The following is a 25,820-nucleotide window of genomic DNA, read 5'->3' on the forward strand; positions in this document are numbered from 1 at the left end:
TTCTGTTTAACGACTGCAAAATTACTATTAATCTGTGCAGAGGACGTTCACAGACAAATATTTCTGCAAATTTTCTTTGATTTTGTTCTCAATCTCCTGTCTATACCACTTTGGTGAGAGAACTTCCACGTCAGGGATGAAGGAGAAAATGACTTGATCCAACTCTTTGGTTGGTCGGACCCTTATGCTTATTGTGTATGAAGAGGCATCTACAACTTGTTGAGACTGGTGTATTGGTTTTGACAGCACATAGGGAAAACGGTGTTCTGTAAATCTCAACACAATCGTCTCCACCTTTACTTCATCGTTAGGGATGGTGACTCCGATCACATCATTGAAATAGGTATTGAAGTCGATGGACTCATTTTTATGAAAGGGCTTATCCGTGACAGAATAGTTCTGAATACGATCAAGCGCCAGTGTCACAACTGTCCCTGTTTCCTCACAATAGCCAAAGAGGAACCAACGGTTATGGTATTCCTTCGCATAGTAAGGGGATATCGTGTCATTGTATTCATTCCCAGAGTACGGGCGATAGGTGATAGAGAGAGTTGTATGATTAATTGTTGCATCAATGAGTGGCGAAAGATATTCCAATCCCTTCAACTGGCTGTTCTGCTCAAAAGAAACCAAGTTCTCGGAGTTAGGCTTGATGCCAAAACGATATTCCAGATTAGAGATTACTTCCTCCAACCAAGAGTTTGCTGGTAAACCACGATACCGACTGAGCATATCAATGGTTGAACGCAACTTATTGACGTCCTCAACAGACAATTCATTCTTAAAGATAGAAAAGTCTGGGTCAGTGTATCGATAGTAACATTTCTTTCCTTCGAGAGGATAGGCCTTGATTGGAGCATTATAAGATATGCGATCACGCATGTACTTAATGTCTTCACGAATCTGTCGCACACCTACTTCAAGACCGTACATATCCTCGAGCCTATCATTCACCTTGTCGATAAGCTCGTCGATCGTGTACTTATGATGGAAATCGCTGAAGCAGCGGTCAAGTACTTGATATCGTAGTTGTGCATTCTTATTCGTTGCCATTTTTTCAATGTCTTTGCTCTACAATGCTCAAAGGTAGAAACTTTTTTTGATATCAGCAAGCTAATTGCCAAAAATCATGACTTTTCTGTGCAGATTTTATTCACAGGAAAAATATACTTTGTATAGGTAATATTTTTGAAAGGCAAATTTCATACAGAAATATACATTGACTGTTTGAGGATTCTCTAAGTCCAACTAATAACTTCTTATACTTGATTGAATTCTATCTCTTATCTTGTCTCTTAATTCTTGAGGACCTATCACCTCGACATAGTCTCCCCAGGAGAGAATCTTCTGTTCAAGCTCAAAGTTAAGGACGACATCTAGTTCAACGGTAATGCTCTGTCCGTCCTCCGCTACCTTATGCTGACTGCTATGCCAGGGTCTGGTAGCGACATAAGGGTATTCATCCTTAGGGAACTTAAGCAGTACTTTTTCTGCTTGCTGTCCTTCCCGCTTTGTCACTCCCAGAACATCCTTAAAGTAATCGTCAAAGTTGATATCGGTGTCACGGAATGGCAAATGTGCAGGCTTGATCACGAGAATACGGTCAAGGGGATAGTTGCTCAGATTGGTGTAGTCACCCGTGCAACAGAAGAGGAACCAACGGTTGTTATACACCTTCACATAATATGGATGGACGATGAGTATCTGTGGCTCCTTCATCTTGAAACTCTGATAGCGTGGCTCCACAGTATACTTTTTGCGGATGGCATCAAAGAGCGGTGTGAAGTACTCCATACCTTTATTATATAGGGTACTCTCAAAGCCTACAGCAGCACGTGACTGCTTGGCATTGTTCATACAGAGGTTGAGACGGGCGCCGAGTTCTTCCATCCATTCGAACTGCTGCATGCCTTCAAAGCGGCGAAGGATACCGAGAGCATGACTGAGATGCTAGAAGTCATCCTCGGATAGATCCTGAGAGAAGACAGAGAAGTCAGGATCCTCATAATAATAGGTCATCTGCCGGCCACGCTTCTTACGAATGATGGTCGTGTGATACTCGTTCTCAATATTCAGCAGATCGTCCATAAGCGTCGTGCGAGACGTGATCTTTGGTTCACCACGAAGATCAAGCGCCTCATTGATGAATGCCGTAAGCTCATTTCCTGTATAGGCATGTCCGCTGCGCAGACACCGGTCGAGGACGCGCAGCCGTGTGGAATAGTTCTTTGTATTTGGCATAGTTCTTAATTTTTCTGCAAAGATAAGGCATTCACGTTCACCCTATACGGACGTGTCCAACTTTTTTTCATTTTCTCGAAAAATAATTGCATCTGTCCGTATAGGGCGAACACATGGGTTGTATCTTTGCGGCAGAAAACGATAAAGTAAAATTTAAAACTGTATCACAATGAAGAGATTTGTAATTTTCCTGGCAATGATTGCCACAGTATTCGTCTTCGCAGGCTGTAGCAGCAGTGATGGCGACGACAACAGTGGATTTTCCGACAGGTTCATGTTTGTCGGAGACTCTGTAAAGGTCGGAACACAAGTAAGTGTCGACAATAAGTTTGTCGGCTATGTCTCCAAGAATGGTTACCTCCATGCCTTCCATGTTGGTGAAACCACATATGGCACGAATGGCAATAAAGCCACATTGAAGGTCGAGGGTCATTATAATGCCTTCAATAACATCGTAACGGACTGGGGCATAAGTCCATCTACGCTGAAATCAAAGATTTCGACTACGCCTACAATAGACGAGGCTGCCAATGACGGGACTTATATGGTTGCCTATAAGAACCAAGGTTGTGCCAACATTATAAGCTATGGGTTTAAAAACAATAAACTCTATATAGTAATGGCCCTATCTAATCCAAGTGATGAAGACGAAATCCTCAACTATCTCAAGGAACGTTACGTTTTCCTTCCTGAAGAGGTCCAGTCTTATACATGGGGAGGTGCTGATGCACTGGATGAAGATAAAATAAAGACGTTGGTTTTACTAAAGTTAGATTCCAGTTTCAAATTAGACTATATGCTACAGACATACTTCGAATCCAAGGAGCTGTCATCAAAGAGTTCAAGCGCTAAGAGTATGAAGAATACTATGAGAAGGAGTGTCAGTGCAGTTCTCATGAAATAGCTATAGGGCCTATCAGTTATTATACTTATAGGAGCTGCCCCTCACGGGGCAGCTCTTTTTATATCTACTATCATATCAACTTCTTTATCTCCTTGATGAATTTTGGTGCGACGTCTTCTGACTCTACACAGAAAACAACATCACCGTCAAATTTTCCAGTAGTCATGTATTCCAATGTAGTTTGGACCGCTATGTTGACGGCCACTTCTGTCGGATAACCTTTATCAAGTCCCAAGCAAGTGAAACCAATGGAATCGAACTTGTTTTCCTGGGCAATCTTGAAAGCGGAACGATAACATGATTGAAGAAGCCTCTTTTCATTAGCCTTTCCTTCCTGCCACTCGGGATAAGAAGCTAACAACTGATAGTCATAAGGCTCACCGATTTCTTCGACAAGCCTCCAGGTTCCAGGTTTAATTGGGACTTCTGAATCAGCATCACCATTGATTACTATAGCGTCGGTCTTCAGATATCTGACATGACCGATGACTATCTGTATCTTGCCCTGATTATCCTTCAGAAACTCTTCTCTTTCAGGGAAGCCATCGTAGTTGATGAAGAAATTGACATATTCTTCATTCCGTACCTTCGCTACGATGTACTCCGGTCGGAGTGTTACCTTTCGTGCGTTTGAGTCGAAGCCAATAGGTTGATGCATCTTGGCTGTCCATACGGCGGAAAGGGAATGACCATGTACTGGCTCTGTCATCTTGGTCTGCAGGTCAGTGCGTGCAGTCTTGATGATGTCCTCATAATCAAAGCATTCTTTTTTCAGTGTGGTCGGTGACAACCTTATCTTAAAGTCCTTAGCAATCTGTAAGGCGGTATACGGCAACTGTAACAACAATATCTGTGTCGTTGCACCATAACGATAGTTGTCCAACACCATGAAATAAGTGTTCTGCCCGGCGATAGATTCCTCGAAAGGAACAACGGCTTCTCCTGCATCATCGTGCTCTTTCAAGTCTTCCGCACTGGCGATATGATGGGATGCGATGATGAAGCGGATCTTGTGGACCGGGCGCAGCAACTTATGTGTCAGTTCCATATCGGAGCCACACCGAACAATCTTCCCTACGCGATACATCTTTTCTACATCCACGGGTGCATCGGTATCACGATAGTAGAAGTCGAAGTCGTGCCAGGCATCAATCCAGTCCTTCAGTTTGTAGAAGAAGAGAAATCTGTCAAACTGCTTGACAGCGTGGGTAAAAGCAACTTTCGGCGTATTTTTGATTGCCTCGAATTGTTCCTGAGTAATATGGTGGTTGAACAGTTCCTTGGGGATATAGGGCTGATATTTATGGCTGGGACACTTATAGAAGATGAGCTTCTCTCCATTTGGGAAAAGGATATAACTCGCATAGTCATCTTCCGCATACCAACAATCCTTTGTCTTGGGATTATTCCAGTCGAGGAAATGATACTCCATCGGGAAGAGATATTCACCATTATCCTTGATGATGCCATAGTCATACATCGGCTGTCCGCCCTCTATGGTTACCTCTTTTCCCTCACTATCAAGGTGCTTTTTGCAGCATCGGGAAAGGCCATACTCGAAATGGAGCGGATAGTCAAAGGTATCTGTTGTGATGGGTGTACCATCAAACTTTGCAGCGGAATATTGATTAGGCGCATAGGCAACGGTATAGATGCCGTTTCTGAGGACCGAATCCATGCTCCAATACTCGTAGTCGTTGACACGTTTATAGTCTTTGTCGATGAATATCCACTTCATCTGATAGGTATAAGCCGGCGCAACACCATCGTGAAAGACTCTTATACTTTGAAATGGTGAGTGCTTCGTACCTACTGACTTCTTGAAATTTCCTTTCTCATCGATGATGCCATAGTCATTGTCTTTGGTGATCACACGATAGCCAAAGGAACGATGGGCTCCCATATCCTTATAGACATAACCGGTCAGGCAGTTGCCGTGTACATCGACGAGCCCCCAAAGTCCATCCTTGCGAGCTCTGGCCGTTCCCTTGTGGAATACGCCGAGATGGGTGATGCCAAGGGAATGAGGAATAACAGGTTTTCCCTTTAGGTCGACGGTGCCATAGACCTCTCCTTTCAAGACACGAATATACCCATCATCATCGTAGTCGAGGATCTTGTCATAGATGCGCGGGACGACAAGATTTCCATTGTCGTCCAGCAATCCATACTTCCCGTCTTGACAGACGATCTCGAAACCGGACCTGTTCATCAGTCGCCTCCTTTAATGAACGTCATTGGATAGATACCACACAACCGTCACCTCATCGGATGCGGAGAGATCTTCCGGAGTGATGTCTAAAGATTCCGGCGTGCTACATACAGCCTCGTCGGGTTCATGGAGTGTACGAGCCTGAGAATAGATATGCAGTTCTTGGTCGGAACTGTCAATGCTCTTGACGAGTCCGAGCTTACAGCCGCAAGCCTTAGCCATGATTTCTGCCTTCTCCTTGGCATCCTTCACGGCACGTTCCAGCATCTTGAGTTGAATGGGGCGTGGGTCCTTGACGGTATAGCCTAACTCGATCTCAGCCTGTTTGAGATGTTTGCCAATCAGTTTGATGATCGAGTTAAGCAGCACATTATCCATTCCCAGATCCATCTTCACGCGATGATCCAACTCATAGCCGATGAACTTCTCACCGATGAAGTTATGATACTTGTCATACTTCGATTCCGTCTTCTTGTTAATATCCAGTCGAACCGTCTTCGGCAGTTTGGTATCTAGCTTCACCTCATTCATAATCTTGCTCAGAGCCTCGGTATTCGCCTTCGCCTGGGCATAAGCCTCCTCGTAGTTGTCATGGACACTTACAAGTGACAGATAGACTCTCGTCACATCCGGCAGCACATGCACGCTTCCCTTACCGGTGACCGTAATCAGTTTTTCCTTTTCTTCCATAGCTTCTTCATTTTGACTTCTATCCTTTAAAAGAATGAAGTGGCTGAAAAATTAAGTTGGCCTTTTATGAATAGTGAGATTTACTCTGAATCACTACCATCACTTGTCCCTTCCACATGGAAAACGATGCTGTCAGAATCTAATCCTAAGTACTCCAGCAAATCATTCAGTAAATCCATCTTCGTAGATGTGGAGGTACTCAGATAGGCATATACGCCATCAAGCACGTTTGTACTACCAGAGAACTTCGTGTTCTCATTCTGCAAGGAAGTCTGAGAGTCATCATTGGCCATACGGATCAGCTCAAAATGATAGTCTTTGTCTAACATCTTGATGATATCCACAATGACAGACTTCCAACTGCTATGTGGACTGGCTTGGATACTGTTTCCGGTTACAGTGCCGTCAATAAAATCCTTTCCCGTGAATTCATTCTTGTCATCAGCTACAGTTAATTCTTCCAATGGTTTAACCTTGGGAGTATACGGGAGAGCAGGGCGCTTCCAGATGATATCGATAGCCTCGTCTTGAATGAGCTGTAGACGTTCCTGGAGTTGTTGCTCACCCCATTGTGTCTGTTTCTTGACAAACTCATTAATATGTAATGGTGAGTACAGGAAACCGATTCCTACACCATTTTGATCTTTCAGCTCTAACTTCTCTTGAAAGCTGTTGTTACTGTATGAACTGTTATAGCCCGTAAGTGTTAGATTAGCTATTGTATGTTCCCACTTCTCTTGAACTTGTGTAGCTTTATCCTTACCGCCAAGATCTGCGATCCATTTTGGATTCAGCTTTTGTGGCATGATATGCTCTATAGAGAGCGTTACTTTGCCTTCTCTGTCCGGCTGCATCTTTTCTATAACGGAAGTGTCACCCTCAGCGTTGGTACCAGCGTTGAGACGATAGAAGATGTATATCTTATTCTTTGCACGCATCTTATATATATTCTTGAATGAAAGGGCTTTCTTGAACTCTTCGTCATCAGGGAATTTACCTGAATCGTCAACACCTTTGCTGACAAGAATATATACTACGGCTTGATAAAAAGACACACCATCCTGTTGTGCTCTCTTCTTGGCAGAGCCGTATAGTGTGGCAAAGATCTTGTTAAGTGCATTGGTCGGTACCTCACAGATCAGACGTCTGAACAGGTAGGTCTCGATAAGACTGAGAACTTCCGCAACTTCAGTCTCAGATAGTTTTCCATTCTCATAGTCATCAAGAAGATTGAACTCAAATGGATGGATGACCGTCATCTCCAAAAGGGCTATGCGTTTAAGAATGCTGTTGAGCTTTTCACTCTTCGTTTTACCATTCTCCAATTCCCATAAATAAAGAGAATACTTCTTCATCTCTGCCAAGAGATCTTCAGTTGTTAATGAAGAGTTATGCCGATAGTCCTTAAACTTGAAATAGACATCACGCAAGGCGGGGATTCTTGCCGTCTTGGCGGTCATGTAGTCCCTTACAAAGAAGGTGACAGCATTGACAGAGTCCTTCTGATCGCCTGTGAAATTTGAATTTTTCTCTATGTCTATCCAATAGTTCTTATAGTATTCCTTCTGTTGGTTGACATTGAGATTCATCAACATGTAGTTTCGGATCTTGTCACCATCAGAGAGAGCCATACCTGTTGAGTTGAGTGATTCAAAGACCTGCTGAGGATTATCCTTAGATTCAAGTTCAATTCTGGCTACCATCAGTCGTCCGAGCGCGTCGTAAAAGTCTTTTGCCGTATAATCTGATGCCTTGAGCCAATCATAGAAGAGGTGGAAATTACAGGTAATATTCGAATCCTTTACGTAATTTTCTTCCTTCCCATCAATCAGCTTGGCATAAGCGACTCTATCTTTCTCAACATGCTCGATTCTTGGCAGCAATGATCCATCAGAAAGAGAGTGATAGCAATACTCATCTTGGATAGCCTTAGCAAGATAAGGGTTAGCCTCCTTCACATGATCCTCTATTAATTTATACAGAGCAATCCAAATGAGACTCACGGTCGTCAAACGCTGCTGACCGTCAATAACAAGGAAAGAGTTATTCTTGTCATACGAGATAACGACACTACCAAAGAAATGCTCGTTCTCGTTCTTGATGACACTACAGATATCATCAAATAATTGGCGGCATTGTTTGTTGCTCCAATTATAGTTCCTCTGGTAGACAGGAATGATGTATTTTGTCTCAGCCCCAGAGAACAAACTCGTCAGGTTCGATTTCTTAGCATCCATATTTTTGATTCGTGTTATAGTTAGTGAGCCTTTGTTTTCATAGGTTCAGCGCAAATTTAATAAAATATTTTTAATGAGCAAAATCTAAAGCAATAAAACTCCACTTTAGCGCCAATAATTGGAACCTCATCCCATGTGATTCCGACAAGATTCGAACTTGCAACCGTCCGCTCCGGAGGCGGATGCTCTATCCAATTGAGCTACGGAACCGTTGGTCAATGCAGAAAGTCAAACTTCTCAAGTTTCTTGATCGCTAAGGCATGGCGCTCTTTATAGGCGAGACGGTAGTATCGCTTAGCCTCGTCAATATTCTGCTCCACGCCCCAGCCTTGCTCATAGAACTCACCGACACGATAGTGAGCGTATGGCAGGCCACAGCTCTTATACAGTTCAAAGGCGCGCTTCAAGTCTTTCGGATAACCTTGACTTCCTTTGCGGAGAATGTCGGCAAGGTTACTCTTCGCCAGGTCATCGCCTTGGTCTACTGCACGCTCATACCAGTAGACTGCTTTGTTGATGTCTTTCTTGACTATGATGCCATTCTCGAAAATGGTACCGATGTTATTCTGTACATCCGGTTCCTGCAAGTCTGGGTCATAGGGATGATTCTTCAACAGGTTTAGCAGATATTCTACATACTCCTTGTCAAAGCCGGAATCCTCGTAGTTGTCGGTATACGAGAGATAGAAGGATCGGTAATCCTTAGGGATGCCTTTGAACTCATCTTTCTTTTCCGTAGGGCTATTGATCTATATTGTACATATTCAATCCTCTCTCCATTCTCTCACGAAGCTGATCGATGACGGACTGTGGGGAGAGAACCTGCAGACAGTCACACTTCGATATGAGGAAGTTGATGAAGTCGTGAGTGGGCTTCAATCGTACTTCCAGGTCGGCAAAGTCCTCGTCGTTATTCCATTGCATGAAGTGCTGACTGTGATGGAGCGGGACATCACGCAGTTCAAAGCGCTCATCACGGTAAGCTCTGAGCACGATGCGTTCTGTCGGCAACTCCTCATCGATGACAACACCATAGTAGTCGTCGAAGAAGGACTTGGGATCAAAATCCTTCATGATCTTGAAGGTATGCTGCTGCATCTCTATATCCTCAATGTTGTTCAGGCAATACAGCTCATACTTGTTGTCGTAGAGTCTACCGAGCACATACCATTTCTGATGGAAGAGTTTCAGACAGTATGGATCCATACCCGTCTTATAGCGTTGAGGAGAGCCGGAATTGCGGTAAGTGATCGTGATTCGATGACCAGACTTCATGGCTTTCGTCAGCTGTTCAAGAATATCCTCATCGACAGAGATCCGCTCTGCAATGATTCGATCTTGCAGTGCCAAGCTCTCACTGATGATGTTGCTCAGTGAGATTGTGGAGAGCATCCAGTTCTGCACTGTATCATCCTCCAACACCTCAGGGTTACCGATATAGTATCGGTAGCCATCTTTGCGGTCACACTCGATGTAGATGCCGAAGATCTCTTCAATGGCATCCTTGTGCCGATTGAAGGTCGTGCGTACAATATCGACACCACCACTCATTTCCGTATCCAACCAGCGCTCATTCAACTCTGCGAGTGAGATCTTCCTGGCGCGATAGATGGTGTTGACGAGCCATATATATTCTTTGAACAGTTCGGGTATTTTCATCTTCTTTTCCTTTTATGTTTGCAAAGATACGAACATCTTGTTCCATATCGTGGTACAAGTGAAAATTTTATTAGCCCTTCACCTCGTAAAAGTTGTCCTTTTAATACGTACCGATATTAAAAGGACAAATTCATTCTTTCTTAATGCTTAGATTTCTTCCGTCTCTCTATCGTTGGTGTATTCAACAGGGCCTTACGATCATCATAGATGGAACGATAATAATCTATGAGGGTCTGGAGAGAGTTGGCACGGTCAGATGTTTGACGATATTCGACAGAACCCTTCTTCTCGGCTTTCTCCAAGGCATCAAGTTTGGAACGAAAGAGTCTCAAAGTGTTTTCGGCAATTGTGATCTGTCCTTGCAAAGCTTTGAGTGCTGTCTGTAATGCTTCATTAACCATACAACTTAGATGATTACCGCCGTACCGCTTACCGCAACCATGAGCATAGAACTGTTTTGACCGACGGTCTCATAGTCGATGTCAATTCCAACAATGGCGTTGGCGCCCAATTGACTGGCGCGGTCCTGCATCTCACTGAGGGCTGTGTCTTTTGCCTCACGCAATACTTTTTCGTAGCTGCCTGAACGGCCTCCAAAGAAATCCCGCAACCCTGCCGCGAAATCCCGCAGGGCGTTGGCGCCGATGATCGTTTCACCTGTGACGATGCCTTTATATTCAAGAATTGGATGACCTTCAATGGTCGGTGTTGTGGATAGTATCATAACTTTTCCGTTTTATGTGTTGGTTTGATGCCCACAAATTTAATTATTTCTTTTGACAATTCCGTATCTTCCGATAGATTTTTGTATCGTTGTCGAAAAATAAAGTGATTGAGAGTTTCTCCTCACTCACGTATCTTCCTATAACCTTCCATCGCTTGATGCGTCAGCTGATGGAGTTCTGAGAGTATAGGATACTTGTGGTAAGGAACTATCTTCACCGATACCGATGCATGCCTTGGGATAAGTTCACGACAACGGCTGATTAAGTCTGAGTTGGCAGTCTCAGATGTTGGCTCCCTGTTGTAGTTCTGAAGATAGGCTACGTTGGTCATGAAGACGATATCAGACGATTCTGGTAAAGTCTCCATGGCATGGATCATGGCAGTAAGCAGCATGCGGAACTCGGTGGTATGGTCGTCTGTACAGATGAAACTGTCGATAACCTTACCGCCAAGTTCAGCGTGATAGGCACCGCTACTTACCCGCTCTTTATGGGCATAGTCGCAGCTGGCACCTAACCAAACGTAATATGTATCAAGCTTGAAGTTCATCGTTGGTAATTTCTCACTTGTTGTAGTTGACCCAGTTGACGTCGTCTTCATTCCATTTGTCTTTCGGATGGCCTTCCGTCTTGGGGTAACCAATGACGATTGTGCAGAACGGAATGAGATGCCGGGGAATGTCGAACAGGCGGGTGATGGCAAGTGGTGCCTTGGCGGCCATGGCAGCATTGGGTGTGACTGTCTTGATAGCTTCGAGTTTCTGGCGGTTAGTGACGACGTAGAAGTACCACGGACGACGGTCTACGGCCGAGGGTGCTGCCATGCCTGCCTTGAGCAGGGTCATGATCTTCTCCTTCTCCACGGGTCTGTCCTCGTAGGTTCTCACGCTGGTGCGTGTTATGATGTTTTCTATTACTTCGTTTGTATTCATAATCTTACTTTTATTTTATTAACCAACTTTCTCCATCAAGTGAGAAGGCGGGATGCCATACTCTTTCTTGAAAGCGGTGGAGAAATGGCTCAGGTTCTTGAATCCTGTCTTGAGATAGACCTCACTGGCACTCTCGCCCGTCTCTTCCATAAACTCCCCGATATCCACCTTCCACTGGTCCACGAAATCGAAGAGCACGGGCGTAAGTTCGGGCTTGAGCTGCAAGAGAACGTAGACTGCCTCACGGAGCTTGCTCTCCATGAGTTCCTTGGACGGATACGTGTCTGCCTGGAAATAGTCTGCCAGACTGAGGAAGAGGCCCTTCAGAAACGGGTGGCCGTTCAGTCGGAACACATTCTGACGTGTGATCCGCTTGCCTCCCGAGGCCGGTACAGCGATGTGATTCTCTTTTCTGAACCGTTTCAGGAAGTCGGTATTGAGGTGCAGGAAGAGTGCTTCGAAGGGCTCTCCGTTGGCACTGGGATGCTTCTCCTTGCTCACTTTGTGGTTACGGCGTAGAAAGGCGGCGTCGCCACGGCGGAAATGGACCTTGCGCCCCTCGGGAAGCAACACGTCCATCTCTCCGCTGAGCACATACACGAGTGTGTGCTCGGCAACCATCTTCTCGCAGATCTTGTCCCTGCCGACGTGACACAGATAAAAGGTGTTCATGTAGCTGTGCTCACAGATGTCCTGATTCAGTTCCATCATATCATTTATCTTTTTCGCTTGCAAAGTTAAGAAAAAATCTGAGTTGGGCGTTTCTCTCAGACGTCTTTTTATGTTTTGTTGAAAAGTCATATCCCATTTTTGCCAAGAAGACTTTTGAGCAAAGTCCGTTTAGCCGTTTGACATAACCATGGAGATGCGTATTCTCCGTAACTTTGCACCCGGAAATCAGATTAAACGTTACAACAAATATTCATTTAAAGAAAGGAAAATAATTATGCTGAATGAAATCAACTGGCCGGAGAAATATCTTCCCGGCACAACGGACAACTTCGCAAGCAATGAGGTCATCGTAAAGGGCCTTCGTGCCGCCGACGTCTGGCCCTATCTCACTCACGCCACCGTATGGGAGAAGTATTATTCCAACTCTTCCGATGCCCGCTACAAAGAGGATGGCAAGCACATCAACAGTTTCACCAATAAGGAGGAGAATATCATCGGTGATACCGATATCCTTCCGTTCATGTTGGAGACAGAATTGCGCAGTCATGGTGCTATCTATGAGCAGTCTAATCCCTGGCAGGTATATCCTTGTACTGTGGATGCCTCTGGTACCAAACATAGGCGTATGAGCATATCGGTAGAACCTTCAACTTGTGGTTAATGGCATACTCGTTAGCTGCTTCGACAAGCAACGTACCGATGCCCATGCCTTTCTTGAAAGCATGGGTGTGGTCAATGGCCATTACCTGTCCCTTGAAGGTGAAGTTCAATTGGCCGACTTGTTCCTCACCGTCATAGGCAAGGACTTGGCCATTCGTGTTGTCTGCTACGATCTTCGTTTCCATAAGCATCATATTTTTGGCCAAATTTACGAAAAGATTTTCGGACAAGAAAGTTCTAGCAAAGTTTATTGATCTTGATTCTCTTCTAATTTTACGTCATACAGAACGTCCTGCGTCTTGAAGATCGGAATAGTTTCATCTACTTCCGTATTCTCCGGCTTATATTTTGAGGTAGCAGAGGTATAACTTCCAGATCATCCGGCACATAGGCCTTTATGTCCGGATACAGTGAAGCAATGGTTTCTGTACTGACCGGAATGTTTCCGAATTGCTCTATCTTTGTGATCACGTTGCAAAGATAGTAAAATTTTGAACAGCAAACTAATATTATTATGTTTTTCTGTTCAAAAAATTGCGTCTTCCCTTGAAAATGCGGCATTAATTTTGTAAATTTGCCGCAGATTATGCGGCATTTCAAGAACACTTATGTCGCAATACTTAATGGGATATAGTATGTATATACACGAAAGAAAGGACTGGACGGATTTCAGATGGGATGCTAACAAAGTATCCTTGCCCTTGGAGCATGTCTCCCGGAGGCTCGGTATACTGTACGGCAGACTGGCGAACCTTGGGTTAGACAGTAAACTTAAGACAATGGCGGAGAGCTTGACATATGAGGTCGTTTATTCATCGGAAATAGAAGGTGTCCGCCTGAATGCCGACCAGGTCCGTTCTTCCATCGCCAGGAAACTGGGCATAGAAAATGTCAGATATACCGCTCCATCCCATTATGTGGACGGGGTAGTAAATGTTATGCTCGATGCTGTTGAGCACTATGACCGGCCGATTACAAAGGAGCTGATCTGCGGTTGGCAGAGCGCATTCTTTCCTGCAGGTTTCAGTGAGGGTACATCCATTGAGACGGGGAAATACCGCACCCATGAGGAGAATATTGTATCCGGCATGTTCGGCAGGGAGAAAGTTCACTATGTTGCACCTTCACCCGACCGTGTGGAAGGTGAAATGGAAAAATTCATCACATGGTTTAATTCCGAGCAACCTGTATCATGCCTGATCCGTTCGGCTATTGCCCATTTCTGGTTCGTTTCCATTCATCCCTTTGAGGACGGCAACGGCCGTATGGCGCGAATCCTGTCAGACATGATGTTGGCCCGTGGTGATCAGAACAGGTTCCGTTATTACAGTGTTTCTATGGCCATCAATAAGGACAAGAACCATTACTATGACATACTCGAGAAAACGCAGCATGGCGACGGAGACCTTACGGAATGGATTCTTTGGTACCTGAAGACCATCGATGCAGCACTGGACTTTTCGGAGAACAATGTCAATATGGTACTGAACAAGAGCATCTTTTGGCAACGGAACTCAAAGAAGGCATTGAATCAACGTCAATCACAAACCCTGAATATGTTCCTTGACGGCTATGAGTCGAAGATAACTACGAAGACGTGGGCAGCATTAAACAAATGCTCAAAGGATACAGCCCTTCGAGACCTACAGGACTTGCTTGACAAAGATGTTGTCCGGGAAGACTTTCCCGGTGCCAAGCGCCCAAGTTATTCTTTGGTTTACACCGACGCTCCTATCATATCTATGTTCAAGGATGTTTCCGTCAGTAATGAAGAGGGAAAATATGATCTGAAGGCCCTATTTCGAAATACCTCGGTTGTTCATCTCCGAATTCAGTCATTGGATGCGGACAGGTACCAGCGAGGCGATCTGCCTTTGGAGAATCTGTTGGAGAAATATTGTTCCTATTTAGCTGTGGAGACGCTGTAGTAACTTACCGAATTCCACAGATTGTCAAACTCTTGTTCGGTAATCATCTGGATGTTAAGCCATGACACACCGAGGCAACAGTTCCAAATCCAGGGCTCTCTCGATTTTAGACAGTATTTTGAAAGTCAAGTTCTCCTGTCCCTTCAGAATGTTGCCATCATATCCGAATGGCAGGTATCTGGTAACGAAGTCACTGCCGACAAGTGCCGTGAGCATCTTTGAGAAATGCCGTTGCCGCCACCGCCGTCAACGAGCAGGGTCGTGTCCTGAGTGTGGAGTGTAAAACAAGTGTTATAGCAGTGAGTCGTCACTGCTTCCCCTGTTCCAAGCATGGTGATTCTTTCACGATTCATCTCAGTCTATTTGTATTTGGTGAAGTTTCTCCATCACCATCCGAGTCACCTCTTGTGGCTTCACGCCCCACCTTGGAGCGATGAGCAACCGGGAGGGGCTCTCGCTGACGAAACGTTCGAGGGCTATGTCAGGACGAAGGCGAGGGAGATAGTCTACAAGAAGGTCGACATATTCTTCTAATGTGAATGTGTGGAAGGGCTGCTGCTCATACTCACGAGCCATTGCCGTCCCCTGGATGATCTGTAGCTGATGGAGCTTCAGCACGTCGATAGGAAGGGATGAAACGAGTTCTGCCTGACGCAGCATCTCCCCGCGACTCTCACCGGGCAGTCCAAGGATGATATGGGCACAGGTATAAATGCCTCTTCGATGGGTTCCCTCAATGGCTTTTCGGCTGCACGCAAAATCATGACCACGGTTGATACGACGTAAGGTTTCGTCATTACAACTCTCTACACCGTATTCCACCAGAACGAAAGTACGATGGGATAGTTCTTCCAGATAGTTCAGGATCTCATCATTGACACAGTCGGGACGGGTGCCGATGACGATACCGACGACATTATCCACGCTCAGCGCCTCCTCATAGAGCGCCTTCAGTCTGGGCAGTGGCGCGTAAGTATTGGAATAAGCCTGGAAGTAAGCAAGGTATTTCATGCCGGGCTTCTTCCTGTTGAAAAAGTGCTTGCCGTCTTCAAGCTGCTCAGTGATGCTTTTTCTCCGGTCACAATAGGATGTGTTGAACGCCTCATTGTTGCAGAAGGTGCAGCCACCCGCTGACAGTCTCCCGTCCCGGTTAGGGCAAGAGAAGCCCGCGTCGAGGGCAAGTTTCTGCACCCGGCATCCCGTCTTTTGTCTTATCCATATTCCGAAATCAAGCATAGAAGTCGCTTTCAAGTTAGAAAGTAAGCATCTCTCTTCTAATCTTTAAGTTTTACGTCGATCTGCAACCCGAGTGTATCGAGTACAGAAAGGAGCTTATCCAATGTAGGGTTTCCGGTCCCACGCTCGATAGCAACCAGTGTGTTTGTCCCAATACCGGCAAGCTCCGAGAGGGTAAGCTGGTTGACCTTCAACTCCTGTCTCCGCTTCTTGATAATTTCACCTATTTCCTTCGAATTCACTCTCCATCATCATCTCATGAAACAGCCTTGCCACATGCTGGGGCGGACAGTGGAAAGCGCCACACCCCCAGGCCCCGAGAACCACCCATCGACATCTCTACCAATGCGGGATTCTGCGGATTGCCTATCATGGGCTGGCTCTATATAACCAGTCTTTCTTCTCTGTCCTTTGCTACTTACATTCAAACATGCTCAGGACTTTTCCACCTTTGTTTTTTTCTATCTTGTCGTAGAGTGGGTTTATCACACTAAAGTACAAGCTGCGTGCTGATTCGTGATTGTCCTCCAAAGATTCACTGGAACCTTCATGGTTACCAGGCATGTCTTTACAGATAATGCTATTATCTACTGAATGCAATTCCAGCCATGCATGGTCTCTTCCTTCTGTCGACATATGATATTCAAGAACGAAATGCGCCATAGAACGTAATGGCACTACTTTCCAGAAACCATCAATGGTAATTTGCTTTACCAATTCCTGGACTCCGGCTTGCTCATATGGCTCCAGTCCTTCATCATTGACATATACACAATTGCCTTTGGCAAGCAGATTGCCATGATAGTTGGAAAGGTCAAGTGCTTTTGGCTTTTTCAGGTCCATATCTTCAGTTGAATCCGCATTCTGCTCGAAGTCACCATTAGCATCGAAAATCTTGACTTTCTTCAATCCGTTGATAAAGTCCATTATGGAGGCATATTCGCATGCATATTGATTCTTTTCGAAATCTATCGCGGCCTGATAATCGTATAACTTCTCTTTTACTGACCGCTTCTCTGCGTTATGACTACTTGCATAATCGTCGTAGACTTTCTGCAAGCTATTGAGGCGTTGCTGATGGATAACATTGGTTGGTCCATTATCTTTAGCCTCTCCGGAAATGCGTTGATTGTCAGTCCAGAAGTCAGAGAACGTATAGCGGAACTTGTTGTTCAAAAATTCTACTGTACACTTAAATGTAATACGACTTGCATCCCGTAAGCCGGAAACAACAGGACTGCCCCAAATTTCAACTGCCCAATATGTCTTGTTTATTGGGTAAACGATCTTCGCTACCAACTTCTGACTATTGTCAACCTCATAGGTCACATCAAGATTGTGTTGGCCTTTCTGGTCATTGATATAGTCCTTTACACTTTGGCGGATTTGAGCCGCATCTGCATTCAGATTAATGATTTCTGAATACACGATTTCTCCTTTGGCGTTCTCTTTAAAGAGCAACGGCCGTTTCTCACCATTGATATTGAAAGCAGTGGCGTTATAATTCTGGGCAATTCCTGAGATGCTAGCCAGACCAATGATTAGTACGAATAGTAGTCTTTTCACCATATCTTTGTCGTTTTATGGCAAAGTTAAGAAATATATACGATTTTTGCAAGGAAAATCAGAAAAAAGGCTAATTATTTTTCAGTATATAATGCTACAACTATAGCCAATGAAAATGGACAGATTTTAGAAAAGAATAAATATTTATGAGGAATTCGTAAAGTTTACATATTTAACCTAAAAAAATTCTATACAATCTGCCACTCACTAAATCCATTTCAGCTACTTGAGTGGCAACAGTTCCAAATCCAAGGCTTTCTGAATCTTGAAAAGGATGTCGATTGTCAGATTCTCATGTCCTTTAAAGATTTTTGAAACATGTTGCTGCTAATATCATGGTCCGTTCGGAAGTAATAACGATCATCCTGTCTCCATATAGAATAAGGAGACAGGCTATTGATAGTATTCAGATTGAGAATTTTCATCCGAATACTTTTTTATTTTCAACTTTGGCTTTTGCAATCCGATCAGACATTTCATTTAGTTCTTTCTCAGCCTGCTTTTGCCATTCTGCCTTACGAGCCTTCGCCTTCCTGAAAATTTCAAGGAATTCATCTCGTGTATAATTCGTTAGTGTTACCATAATCCATTATTTTTCCGCAAATATACAACATTATTTTTATACCTACAAGTTTTACATGAAAAAAATAATAAGGTGAAGCAAGGTGCAATTAAGTCCAATAAAGTTTGGGAGTTTGAACCTGATTTCGTATCTTTGCAAACGGATGATGAGGGTCATTTAACAGATCTTCGGAAATTCAAAGAGATCTTTCTTTTATAATTTCGTACATCTTCAGAACACGAATTTGACCCTGTTTGGGCCATTGGCAATCCTATTCAAAAGCGTGGGATTGCCGACGAAGAATTTAGGGGCTTCTGATATTTTTGTGGGTTGGCTCCATCAATATTCATCAATAATAACATCAATTCATTGGCGCTACGAGTGGCGATGATAATCATCTATGGATGGCTCTGCCATCGCGTTAATTTTCATCAATATTCGCCACACGGGAATGCCGTACCGGCATCGGGCCGCCATAAAGAATGGCTGTGTGCTGCACATAAGGCGCATAGATAGCTAACAGTTCGGATGCATCATCTACGGAAGCATCTGTAATGATTATCTTTGACATTTGCTTCATGACGTTTTACCACCTATAGTTTCAACTCTCCCTGTCCACCTGCTATTTTCCACAGATAAAGGCTTGCCACAGACCCGTAAGGGGAATAGCGCTTGCGGTAGCGCTCGAAACGTTCTTTTGTCATCTCTTTGTGATGATACAGGCGCTTCATCCCACGGATAATGGCGAGATCCTTATAACTAACGATATTGGGCCGCTGCATGGAGAAGATCATCAGCATCTCAGCAGTCCACGTTCCTATACCATCCAACTTGGACAGTTCCGTGCAAACCTCCTCGTCAGTCATCTCGCTCAGCTTCTCAATATTGAATTCGCCTGTCAAGATCTTATGCGCTGTCGATTTGATATATCCGGCTTTCTTGAATGTCATGCCATATTTTTGCAAGTCCTCTAAAGCCATGGCGTCTATAGTTTGTGGCGTGATGGCACCGATACCTTCATTCATCCTTTTCCATATCGTCTCATGCGCTTTCGTAGAGATTTGCTGGCCGATAATGGAATGAACTAAGGCTGCGAAGAGGTTGGGGATAACTCTGCGATAGATGTGGCCTGTCTGGTCAATGACAGCCCCCAGTCGCTTGTCACGCGACTTGAGGTAGTCTATTTCTTTTTGTCCGTATTCGAAGAAACTATCCATTCTGAATCAATGAATATTTGCGATATGTTATTCTGAACCGTTTGCTTCTCTTGCCGCCTCCCATCCGAGGATAGCCGTTTTGCGAACGATGCCCCAATGATAATTGCCAAAGTCGCCCGTTGACCGGATGACACGATGGCAGGGGATAAGCAGTGCCACGGGATTGTCGGCCACAGCACTCCCCACAGCCCGACATGCCTTCGGATTGTTGATGTGCGTAGCTATATCTCCATAGGTAGTCATTCCACCCGCAGGTATTTTCAATAAGGTCTCCCACACCTTCAATTGAAACTCTGTGCCTTTCAGATGCAGCTTGATCTCACCGATACGGCTCCAGTCTTGCGTGAAGACAGACAGGGCTTTCTGCTGGATGCGGTCTACGGTCTGCCGGAATCGGGCATTCGGGAACTTCCGCTGCAGCGCGCTGAAGGCCTCCATGCGGTCATCGGCGAACTCCATGCTGCAGATACCTTTGGCAGTCGTGGCAATGAGGATATCACCGAACGGCGTGGAGGCGAAACTGTAGTTGAAGAACAGGTTCTCGCCGCCATTCTTGTATTCTCCCGGTGTCATACCTTCAATGGAGATAAAGAGATCATGGAGGCGACCCGTTCCGGAAATCCCTACTTCCATGGCCGTGTCGAAGAGCGAGGCATGCGTCTCACGCAGAATACGCTTAGCATACTCGACATTGAGAAACTGCAGGAAATGCTTCGGGGTGATGCCTGCCCATTCCTTGAATATGCGCTGGAAATGATACGGGCTCATGTTCACCGCCGCAGCCACATCACCCAAGCTAGGCTGCTCCTTGCGGTTGTCGCGCAGGAAGCGGATAGCTTTGGCGATCCGTTCATAATTCAGTTCACTTTGTGACCCCTTCATCTGCATTTTATTTTTTGATGTTGCAAAGTTACGGTTTTCTATGGATACGGACAACCCGAAAATTGCTTTTTTTGTACTAAATAAAACAGATATCTTGATACCTAAGGAGCAAATTTATAAGGGCCACTGGATAAAACAAGTGGGCGTGATACCTCCATGTTTTATCCGGTGCCCCGACTTGTTGTGGCCACACACCCACAATAGATACTTATCCTACCAAGGCTTGGTATCATTGATACCAAACGTTGGTACGGACCGTACCAAGGCTTGGTACGATCATTTAAATATTGCTATTCCAGATCATAAACATCTTTGTAGTGGTCAAACTGCAGGTTCTCCGTGTAACCATAGCGGCGGAAGAGGTTGATGATCCATTGCTGCTGCTCGGGCGTGAGGAGCTTTTCGCCATTACGGTAACGGTAGTAGGTGCCGTGACCGCCGAGATAATCCTTGATGCTGTCGCGGAGGTATTTCTCGTCTTTGCTCTTGACATTTTCAAAAAGGGTATCGAAGCCATAGGCGGCATGGATCTTTCCTGCAGCCTTGAAATAAGGACATTTGGGATTCTTCAGTACAGTGGGATATACGGCAGAACCGAAAGTCTTGTCATTGGGGATAAGTCGGGTGGTAATATGCCGTAGACACTGCTCGGCATGAGGACATTCCGGCAAGAAGCAGAAAGTCCACGAGGGCGGGAGCATGTCGAAGGTTAGGTCGTTATCGTTTTCCATCATGCGACGTTATAAAATTTATTCATCAAGCTGTTCGTTGGTTGCAAAAGTACTAAAAATATTTGAAATATAAGAAATATACGATTAAAAGGTGAATACGTCCTTTCTTTATTAATAATTCTTAATTAACTTGTGCCTCTGCTGGGAAGTGCTTATATTTGTATCGTCAAGAACGTTTTTTATCAATGATATGATCAGAAATATATGGTTTGATATGGGCGGTGTCATTTTCGACCAGAATACGGAAGAGGCTTTCCGCCGCTTCCGTGAGGCGGGTATAGACACCGACTATTATATGGGTGCTTACGGGCAGCGCGATTTCTTCATGGATCTTGAATCGGGAAAGATCAGCGCTGAGGAGTTCTGTTCAAGGATGTCGGAGGCCGTTGGCAGGAAGGTTTCTTATGAAGAGGCGGCACATTGCTGGCTCGGCTTCTTCGATGGCGTCAGTGAGCGAAAGCTGACGGCGCTCGACGCACTGAGGAAGCACTACCATCTCGGTCTTCTGAGCAATACCAACCCGTTCATGATGGCGTTCACGCGCAGTGATCATTTTTCCGGGAGCGGCAGGCCGATCACCGACTTCTTCGACTCCTTCTTCTGCAGCTATGAGATGAAGTGCTGCAAACCCGACGCGGAGATCTATCAGCGGGCGCTGGCTGCCGACCACATCAGTCCCGGGGAGACGCTTTTTGTGGATGACAGCAAGAAGAACACGGATGCGGCCGCCAAGCTCGGTATCAACGTGTTACAGGTGTCTACGAACGAGGACTGGACCGTCCGTTTGCCGAAACTATTGGCCGCTTCAAAATAAGTCACGCTGCCCCCCATTGTCCATTCTCCATTGTCCATTCTCCGTTCTCCATTATGCGCCGCATCACCAGTTGTCCGTGCGGAAGGGGAAGAGGGGCAGCCCACTGTTGCCTCCGAGGTTTCCGATTTGGAAGTTGCGGAAGCAATAGCGTACGGCAACGGGCTTCGGGACCTCGGGACTGACGACATAGATGGTCTCATTGCGCGGATCATGACCCGGCACCCAAAAATGTCCCGCCGTGGCCCGATGGAACACCTTGTCGGCTCCGGCGACCTCAAAACCTTCGATATCCTGATAGCGGGAGATGCCGCCGTAAGTATCCTTCAGTCGGATAAAACAGGTATCGCCCTGAATGAACATCGTGTCGAAGCGCGGACTCTCCGCCTGAAGACCTTCCTGGTGGTAGGTCTTCTCCAGCGCGAGCCATCCGAGGCGGTCACCGACAGGCTTCTTGTTACAGGGATGGATCTGCCCCTGTTCCCAGGGATAGACGCAGTCGTTGGTACAGACGAGGCCACTGTTGGGGATGATATCGGCCGCCCGCATCTGCTGTTCCTCGAGAAGGGCCCGTTGGGTGCCCCGGGGGTCGCCGTTATCGGCATAGGGGGCGAGCTGTACGAAATAGAACGGGATATTGCCTTCCCCGAAGTCCCGCCGCCACTGACTGACGAGCAGGGCGAGCCGGTCGGAATATTCGTTGCCGGGAGCGCCGACATTGGAACAGCCCTGGTAGAAGAGGATGCCCTTGACGGTATAGTTGAGGATGGGATGGAACGTGCCATTGCCCCAGAGCAAAGGGTAATCGTAATCGTATGGGAACTTCCGCGTCATCACCATGGAGTCGAGCGGCTCTCGGGTCGCTCTCTCCAGATTAGCCTGGTCGAGCCAGCTCTCCACCCTCGTGCCGCCTTTGTTGGCGAGGATGAGTCCCACGGGGATATTCAGGACCGACCGCAGCTGACGGGCGAAGAAATAGCCTACGGCGGAACAGTCGCCGACATGGGCCACATCGGCGCTACGCCACCGGCACGGCGCGTCATCGAGGGGCTTGCTGCTCATCACCGACGGGATCTTCAGGAAGCGGATGCCGTCATAGCGTGAGGCTTCGGACACTACCTCGTTATAGTCTTTCAGCGGACAGTTGCCGAAACCTTTCACGGGAAACTCCATATTGCTCTGTCCGGCACATACCCATACTTCTCCGATGAGGACATCACGGAGCGTCACCTCCGGGCCCTTGCCTTCCGTGACCGTGATGGTCCGGGGCGTAAAGGAGGCGGCAGGGGTAACGAGGCGGACCTCCCACCGTCCGTCGCCCGACACTTTTGCCCTGACCGGCTTACCGCCGTCCCATGAGGCGGTGACGGTCACCGTAGCACCGGGGGTAGCCTGGCCCCACAGACGGGCGGAAGACTGTTGCTGCAACACCATACCATCGCTGAGCACATGGGGCAGGCGTACGGCAGCACGTGCGGCGCCCATCAGAATCAGGGCGAATAACAATAAGGATAGTTTCTTCATGATCATATCGTTTTTGGGGGGTATACGGCTCAAAGCCTATTTACGGAGAGTTTCTGCAGGCGATTTCTTGTAGCCATACTCGATCAGCAATTCGTCAGTGAGATAGATATCGCTCATGGTCTGCATATCAGCTATACCTTCATCCATGAGCATAAAGGTCTTTGAATCATACGCCTTATCAAGAGCCTCTTCCAACGTGATATGAGCCTCCTTGGCAAAAGCCTTTACGATCCGGCCAAATTTCATCTGAAGTAAAGTGCGGTTTGTTTCCATAAGTCAACTGAGCCTAACAGAGTTTATAAAGTGGAGATGAGCATCTAATAACTGCTGGTTAGTTATACAAATCTGATTATTTGGCTTCTTATATATCATCCGGTTTGTCGACAATAACTTTCGAAGCGTGATAGAGTGTGATCATGAGATAAGCCCTTTCTTCTTCATTAAGAGCACAAGATCATCTGTAATGTATTGCTTAGAGAAAGTATGCAACACATCATAACAAGGAACTATATAATCGTTGATGATTCCCGACTGCCGCAATTTATGATAGACATCTCTTGCGTTCATCTTTAGCCGGTCGGCAACATTTGCAACACAGAATATTGTGAAATCTAAAGTGTTCGAGTCCATAACTATCGTTTTTTTGTTGCAAATATAATGAAAGTTTTTCAATATCAATAATAGAATCCCATTTTTTGTTGGATTGACATTGTTTTGTCGGCGCATCGGATATTCAATGTGGGAATGGCTCCATCAATGTTCATCAATTTTAGTAAATGACTAAGCCGAGGAGGCCACAGACGAGCATGACGAGGATCGGGTTGGCCTTCTTGTAACGGGTGGCGAGGAAAGCGGCGACAAAGATGAGGATGCTGATAATGAACTTCGGAAGATCGGTGGCCGGGGATCCGAAGTTGTCCTTGTTCATCAACAACAGGGCGGCAGCGGCGATGAGTCCGATGATGGCGGGGCGCAGGGGCGTGAAGATATCCTGCACGAACGGCGCGTCCTTATGCCGGATGAGATAGCGGCTGATGGCGATCATCAGGATAAACGGCAGCCACATGATCGACAGCGAGGCCATCACCGATGCCAGGCAGGCGGCCCACACCGGATAACCGGCATTGATGACGGCGGTATAGCCGCAATAGGTGGCGGCATTGATGCCGATAGGGCCCGGCGTCGACTGGCTGATGGCCACGATATCCGTAAACTCGGCATTGCTGAGCCAGTGATAATGGGTGACGACCTCACCATAGATCAACGACAACATGGCATAGCCTCCTCCGAAGTTGAAGATGCCGATCTTGCTGAATACATAAAATAACTGGAGAAATATCATCGCTTTACTTTTTTACTTCTTTACTTTTTTACTTCTCATGATTTTCCCGTAGAAGAATCCCGCCGTACCGGCGATGATGATGACCCATACGGGGTTGACCTTCAACAGCCATATCAGGAGGCAGCTCACCACGACGATCCAGGCATTCTTCCAACTGATATTGGCCGTCTTCGCCATTTTGAAACAAGGAGAGGCGATGAGGGCCACGACGGCGGGACGCACACCCTCGAAGAACTTCTCCACCCAGGGATTGTCCTTGTAATTGCGGAAGAACATCGCGATGATGAGGATGGCGATGATGGAGGGGACGGCGATGCCCAGGGCTCCGACGATACCGCCCCACACGCCCTTCATCTTATATCCGATATGACTCGCCATGTCGATGGAGAATATGCCCGGTGTCGTCTGCGCTACGACCATGATATCCATGAACTCCTGTTTGCCCAACCAATGGTTCTTGTTGACAAACTCCTCTTCCATGATCGGGATCATCGCGTAGCCTCCGCCCAGGGTGAAGGCTCCGATCTTATTGCAGGTAAGGAAAAATTTTAATAACATATCCTTTTCTTTTTTATCGGATGCAAAGGTCGGAAGAATATCCCACGTAAAAGAAAATATCGGATTAAAAATCTTTAATCCCTGCGGATTGAGCGATCATATTCCGGACACCGGATCATTTATGTGGGCAAAATGTTTTATCCGGTGGTCCAAGGCATGGCAAGAATAAATTTTGTGATCTTGTAATTTCAGGAGAATTATCGGTATATATCGGAAGGACTCTTGGCTGTTTCAAAATAAGTTCCTAATTTCACCGCCGGAAACGAAAGTGATACCTGTGGTGCCATGGTGCGCTTCATCCAGGAGCATGGCGCCACAGAGGTGCTGTGCGGCGGACTCGGCGCCGGCGCTGTCAACATGCTCAAGACGGTAGGCATTGAGCTTCATGCCGGTGCTCCCGCCATCGCCGTCGATGATGTTGTCAAGCATGTTGCTCCCGGTCTGAGCCCGCTGTTCCAGGCAGACCCCGAGATCCGAATCTTCGAAGTAGCCGACAAGTAAGGTTATTGAACGCCCTAATGAAAAGAGGAC

The 25,820-nt window shown here is 46.1% G+C and carries 31 protein-coding genes, 1 tRNA gene and 2 pseudogenes; 5 read left to right on the top strand and 29 right to left on the bottom strand.

The window, feature by feature from the left end; genetic code table 11:
- Positions 1-27 precede the first annotated feature (27 nt).
- From G604_RS0104845 to G604_RS0104855, 3 genes are all read right to left on the bottom strand, one after another.
- Positions 28-1,053, bottom strand: coding sequence for a helix-turn-helix transcriptional regulator (locus G604_RS0104845; protein ID WP_028909571.1), 1,026 nt, complete (start codon positions 1,051-1,053; stop codon positions 28-30).
- Between the two features lie 195 nt (positions 1,054-1,248).
- Positions 1,249-1,908: a WYL domain-containing protein gene (locus tag G604_RS0104850; protein WP_028909572.1), complete on the bottom strand. Its 660-nt coding sequence runs from the start codon at positions 1,906-1,908 to the stop codon at positions 1,249-1,251.
- A 42-nt stretch (positions 1,909-1,950) separates the two neighbouring features.
- A complete protein-coding gene (locus tag G604_RS0104855; protein WP_028909573.1) occupies positions 1,951-2,241 on the bottom strand; it encodes a hypothetical protein in 291 nt (96 codons plus the stop codon).
- 169 nt (positions 2,242-2,410) lie between these two features.
- Between G604_RS0104855 and G604_RS0104860 the strand changes: the two genes are divergently transcribed.
- Positions 2,411-3,145: a hypothetical protein gene (locus tag G604_RS0104860; RefSeq protein ID WP_036904650.1), complete on the top strand. Its 735-nt coding sequence runs from the start codon at positions 2,411-2,413 to the stop codon at positions 3,143-3,145.
- Positions 3,146-3,215: 70 nt separating this feature from the next.
- Here G604_RS0104860 and G604_RS0104865 read toward each other — a convergent pair whose 3' ends face one another.
- From G604_RS0104865 to G604_RS0104915, 11 genes are all read right to left on the bottom strand, one after another.
- On the bottom strand, positions 3,216-5,357 hold the full coding sequence (locus G604_RS0104865) for a WG repeat-containing protein (protein ID WP_028909575.1): 2,142 nt from the start codon (positions 5,355-5,357) through the stop codon (positions 3,216-3,218).
- A gap of 12 nt (positions 5,358-5,369) precedes the next feature.
- Complete coding sequence (locus G604_RS0104870) at positions 5,370-6,047, bottom strand: SIMPL domain-containing protein (protein ID WP_028909576.1); 678 nt, start codon at positions 6,045-6,047, stop codon at positions 5,370-5,372.
- Between the two features lie 80 nt (positions 6,048-6,127).
- On the bottom strand, positions 6,128-8,284 hold the full coding sequence (locus G604_RS0104875) for a DUF262 domain-containing protein (RefSeq protein WP_028909577.1): 2,157 nt from the start codon (positions 8,282-8,284) through the stop codon (positions 6,128-6,130).
- Between the two features lie 136 nt (positions 8,285-8,420).
- A tRNA-Arg gene (locus G604_RS0104880) sits at positions 8,421-8,494 on the bottom strand.
- Positions 8,495-8,499: 5 nt separating this feature from the next.
- Positions 8,500-8,898 (bottom strand): tetratricopeptide repeat protein, encoded by a 399-nt coding sequence (locus G604_RS0104885; protein WP_231376047.1) that lies wholly within the window; start codon positions 8,896-8,898, stop codon positions 8,500-8,502.
- 127 nt (positions 8,899-9,025) lie between these two features.
- Positions 9,026-9,943: a helix-turn-helix transcriptional regulator gene (locus G604_RS0104890; RefSeq protein ID WP_028909579.1), complete on the bottom strand. Its 918-nt coding sequence runs from the start codon at positions 9,941-9,943 to the stop codon at positions 9,026-9,028.
- 140 nt (positions 9,944-10,083) lie between these two features.
- A complete protein-coding gene (locus G604_RS0104895) occupies positions 10,084-10,275 on the bottom strand; it encodes a hypothetical protein (protein WP_028909580.1) in 192 nt (63 codons plus the stop codon).
- Between the two features lie 74 nt (positions 10,276-10,349).
- The gene (locus tag G604_RS0104900; protein WP_028909581.1) at positions 10,350-10,667 is read right to left on the bottom strand and encodes a heavy metal-binding domain-containing protein; all 318 of its coding nucleotides are present in this window, start codon (positions 10,665-10,667) and stop codon (positions 10,350-10,352) included.
- Positions 10,668-10,789: 122 nt separating this feature from the next.
- Positions 10,790-11,311: a ribonuclease H gene (locus tag G604_RS0104905; RefSeq protein ID WP_231376048.1), complete on the bottom strand. Its 522-nt coding sequence runs from the start codon at positions 11,309-11,311 to the stop codon at positions 10,790-10,792.
- On the bottom strand, positions 11,232-11,600 hold the full coding sequence (locus G604_RS14705; RefSeq protein ID WP_081657659.1) for a nitroreductase family protein: 369 nt from the start codon (positions 11,598-11,600) through the stop codon (positions 11,232-11,234). Before G604_RS14705 ends, G604_RS0104905 begins: the two co-directional genes overlap by 80 nt.
- 18 nt (positions 11,601-11,618) lie before the next feature.
- Positions 11,619-12,311: an AraC family transcriptional regulator gene (locus tag G604_RS0104915; RefSeq protein ID WP_051220233.1), complete on the bottom strand. Its 693-nt coding sequence runs from the start codon at positions 12,309-12,311 to the stop codon at positions 11,619-11,621.
- Between the two features lie 235 nt (positions 12,312-12,546).
- Between G604_RS0104915 and G604_RS15655 the strand changes: the two genes are divergently transcribed.
- Positions 12,547-12,933, top strand: a complete 387-nt coding sequence (locus G604_RS15655; RefSeq protein WP_028909584.1) for a hypothetical protein — start codon at positions 12,547-12,549, stop codon at positions 12,931-12,933.
- Here G604_RS15655 and G604_RS15660 read toward each other — a convergent pair.
- The gene (locus tag G604_RS15660; RefSeq protein WP_316928664.1) at positions 12,839-13,126 is read right to left on the bottom strand and encodes a GNAT family N-acetyltransferase; all 288 of its coding nucleotides are present in this window, start codon (positions 13,124-13,126) and stop codon (positions 12,839-12,841) included. The genes G604_RS15655 and G604_RS15660 overlap by 95 nt on opposite strands.
- 441 nt (positions 13,127-13,567) lie before the next feature.
- On the opposite strand from G604_RS15660, the gene G604_RS0104935 reads away from it, so the two are divergent.
- The gene (locus G604_RS0104935; RefSeq protein ID WP_028909587.1) at positions 13,568-14,860 is read left to right on the top strand and encodes a Fic family protein; all 1,293 of its coding nucleotides are present in this window, start codon (positions 13,568-13,570) and stop codon (positions 14,858-14,860) included.
- Between the two features lie 354 nt (positions 14,861-15,214).
- Here G604_RS0104935 and G604_RS0104945 read toward each other — a convergent pair whose 3' ends face one another.
- From G604_RS0104945 to G604_RS0104975, 9 genes and pseudogenes are all read right to left on the bottom strand, one after another.
- Entirely contained in the window at positions 15,215-16,096 is an 882-nt protein-coding gene (locus G604_RS0104945) for a TIGR01212 family radical SAM protein (protein WP_036904654.1), read from the bottom strand.
- A gap of 38 nt (positions 16,097-16,134) precedes the next feature.
- Entirely contained in the window at positions 16,135-16,338 is a 204-nt protein-coding gene (locus tag G604_RS0104950; protein ID WP_028909589.1) for a helix-turn-helix domain-containing protein, read from the bottom strand.
- A gap of 172 nt (positions 16,339-16,510) precedes the next feature.
- Positions 16,511-17,665 carry a hypothetical protein gene (locus G604_RS0104955; RefSeq protein WP_028909590.1) on the bottom strand — a complete coding sequence of 385 codons (1,155 nt, stop codon included), beginning with the start codon at positions 17,663-17,665 and terminating at the stop codon, positions 16,511-16,513.
- 219 nt (positions 17,666-17,884) lie between these two features.
- Positions 17,885-17,977, bottom strand: a pseudogene (locus G604_RS15665) (transcriptional regulator); the annotation flags it as partial.
- A 106-nt stretch (positions 17,978-18,083) separates the two neighbouring features.
- Positions 18,084-18,245, bottom strand: coding sequence for a hypothetical protein (locus G604_RS15175; RefSeq protein ID WP_155941859.1), 162 nt, complete (start codon positions 18,243-18,245; stop codon positions 18,084-18,086).
- 400 nt (positions 18,246-18,645) lie between these two features.
- Complete coding sequence (locus G604_RS15180) at positions 18,646-18,795, bottom strand: hypothetical protein (RefSeq protein WP_196801089.1); 150 nt, start codon at positions 18,793-18,795, stop codon at positions 18,646-18,648.
- A 22-nt stretch (positions 18,796-18,817) separates the two neighbouring features.
- Positions 18,818-19,441, bottom strand: coding sequence for a DNA-3-methyladenine glycosylase family protein (locus tag G604_RS0104965; protein WP_028909591.1), 624 nt, complete (start codon positions 19,439-19,441; stop codon positions 18,818-18,820).
- 27 nt (positions 19,442-19,468) lie between these two features.
- A complete protein-coding gene (locus G604_RS0104970) occupies positions 19,469-20,323 on the bottom strand; it encodes a methylated-DNA--[protein]-cysteine S-methyltransferase (protein WP_028909592.1) in 855 nt (284 codons plus the stop codon).
- 290 nt (positions 20,324-20,613) lie between these two features.
- Positions 20,614-21,057, bottom strand: coding sequence for a DUF6078 family protein (locus G604_RS0104975; RefSeq protein ID WP_231376049.1), 444 nt, complete (start codon positions 21,055-21,057; stop codon positions 20,614-20,616).
- Positions 21,058-21,244: 187 nt separating this feature from the next.
- Here G604_RS0104975 and G604_RS0104980 point away from each other — a divergent pair, with 187 nt between their 5' ends.
- Positions 21,245-21,868 (top strand): HAD family hydrolase, encoded by a 624-nt coding sequence (locus G604_RS0104980; RefSeq protein ID WP_028909594.1) that lies wholly within the window; start codon positions 21,245-21,247, stop codon positions 21,866-21,868.
- A 63-nt stretch (positions 21,869-21,931) separates the two neighbouring features.
- Here G604_RS0104980 and G604_RS0104985 read toward each other — a convergent pair whose 3' ends face one another.
- The 5 genes from G604_RS0104985 to G604_RS0105005 form a co-directional block, all read right to left on the bottom strand.
- The gene (locus G604_RS0104985) at positions 21,932-23,389 is read right to left on the bottom strand and encodes a sialate O-acetylesterase (RefSeq protein ID WP_028909595.1); all 1,458 of its coding nucleotides are present in this window, start codon (positions 23,387-23,389) and stop codon (positions 21,932-21,934) included.
- Between the two features lie 36 nt (positions 23,390-23,425).
- Positions 23,426-23,635 carry a DUF3791 domain-containing protein gene (locus G604_RS0104990; RefSeq protein WP_231376051.1) on the bottom strand — a complete coding sequence of 70 codons (210 nt, stop codon included), beginning with the start codon at positions 23,633-23,635 and terminating at the stop codon, positions 23,426-23,428.
- A gap of 168 nt (positions 23,636-23,803) precedes the next feature.
- Complete coding sequence (locus G604_RS0104995; RefSeq protein WP_316928665.1) at positions 23,804-24,115, bottom strand: DUF3791 domain-containing protein; 312 nt, start codon at positions 24,113-24,115, stop codon at positions 23,804-23,806.
- A gap of 43 nt (positions 24,116-24,158) precedes the next feature.
- Positions 24,159-24,731: a chromate transporter gene (locus G604_RS0105000; protein WP_028909598.1), complete on the bottom strand. Its 573-nt coding sequence runs from the start codon at positions 24,729-24,731 to the stop codon at positions 24,159-24,161.
- Positions 24,732-24,743: 12 nt separating this feature from the next.
- The gene (locus G604_RS0105005; RefSeq protein WP_028909599.1) at positions 24,744-25,289 is read right to left on the bottom strand and encodes a chromate transporter; all 546 of its coding nucleotides are present in this window, start codon (positions 25,287-25,289) and stop codon (positions 24,744-24,746) included.
- Positions 25,290-25,559: 270 nt separating this feature from the next.
- Here G604_RS0105005 and G604_RS14715 point away from each other — a divergent pair.
- Positions 25,560-25,790: pseudogene (locus tag G604_RS14715) on the top strand (NifB/NifX family molybdenum-iron cluster-binding protein); the annotation flags it as partial.
- Positions 25,791-25,820: the final 30 nt, after the last annotated feature.

It is taken from the genome of Prevotella sp. AGR2160 (assembly GCF_000424185.1).
GTDB lineage: Bacteria > Bacteroidota > Bacteroidia > Bacteroidales > Bacteroidaceae > Prevotella.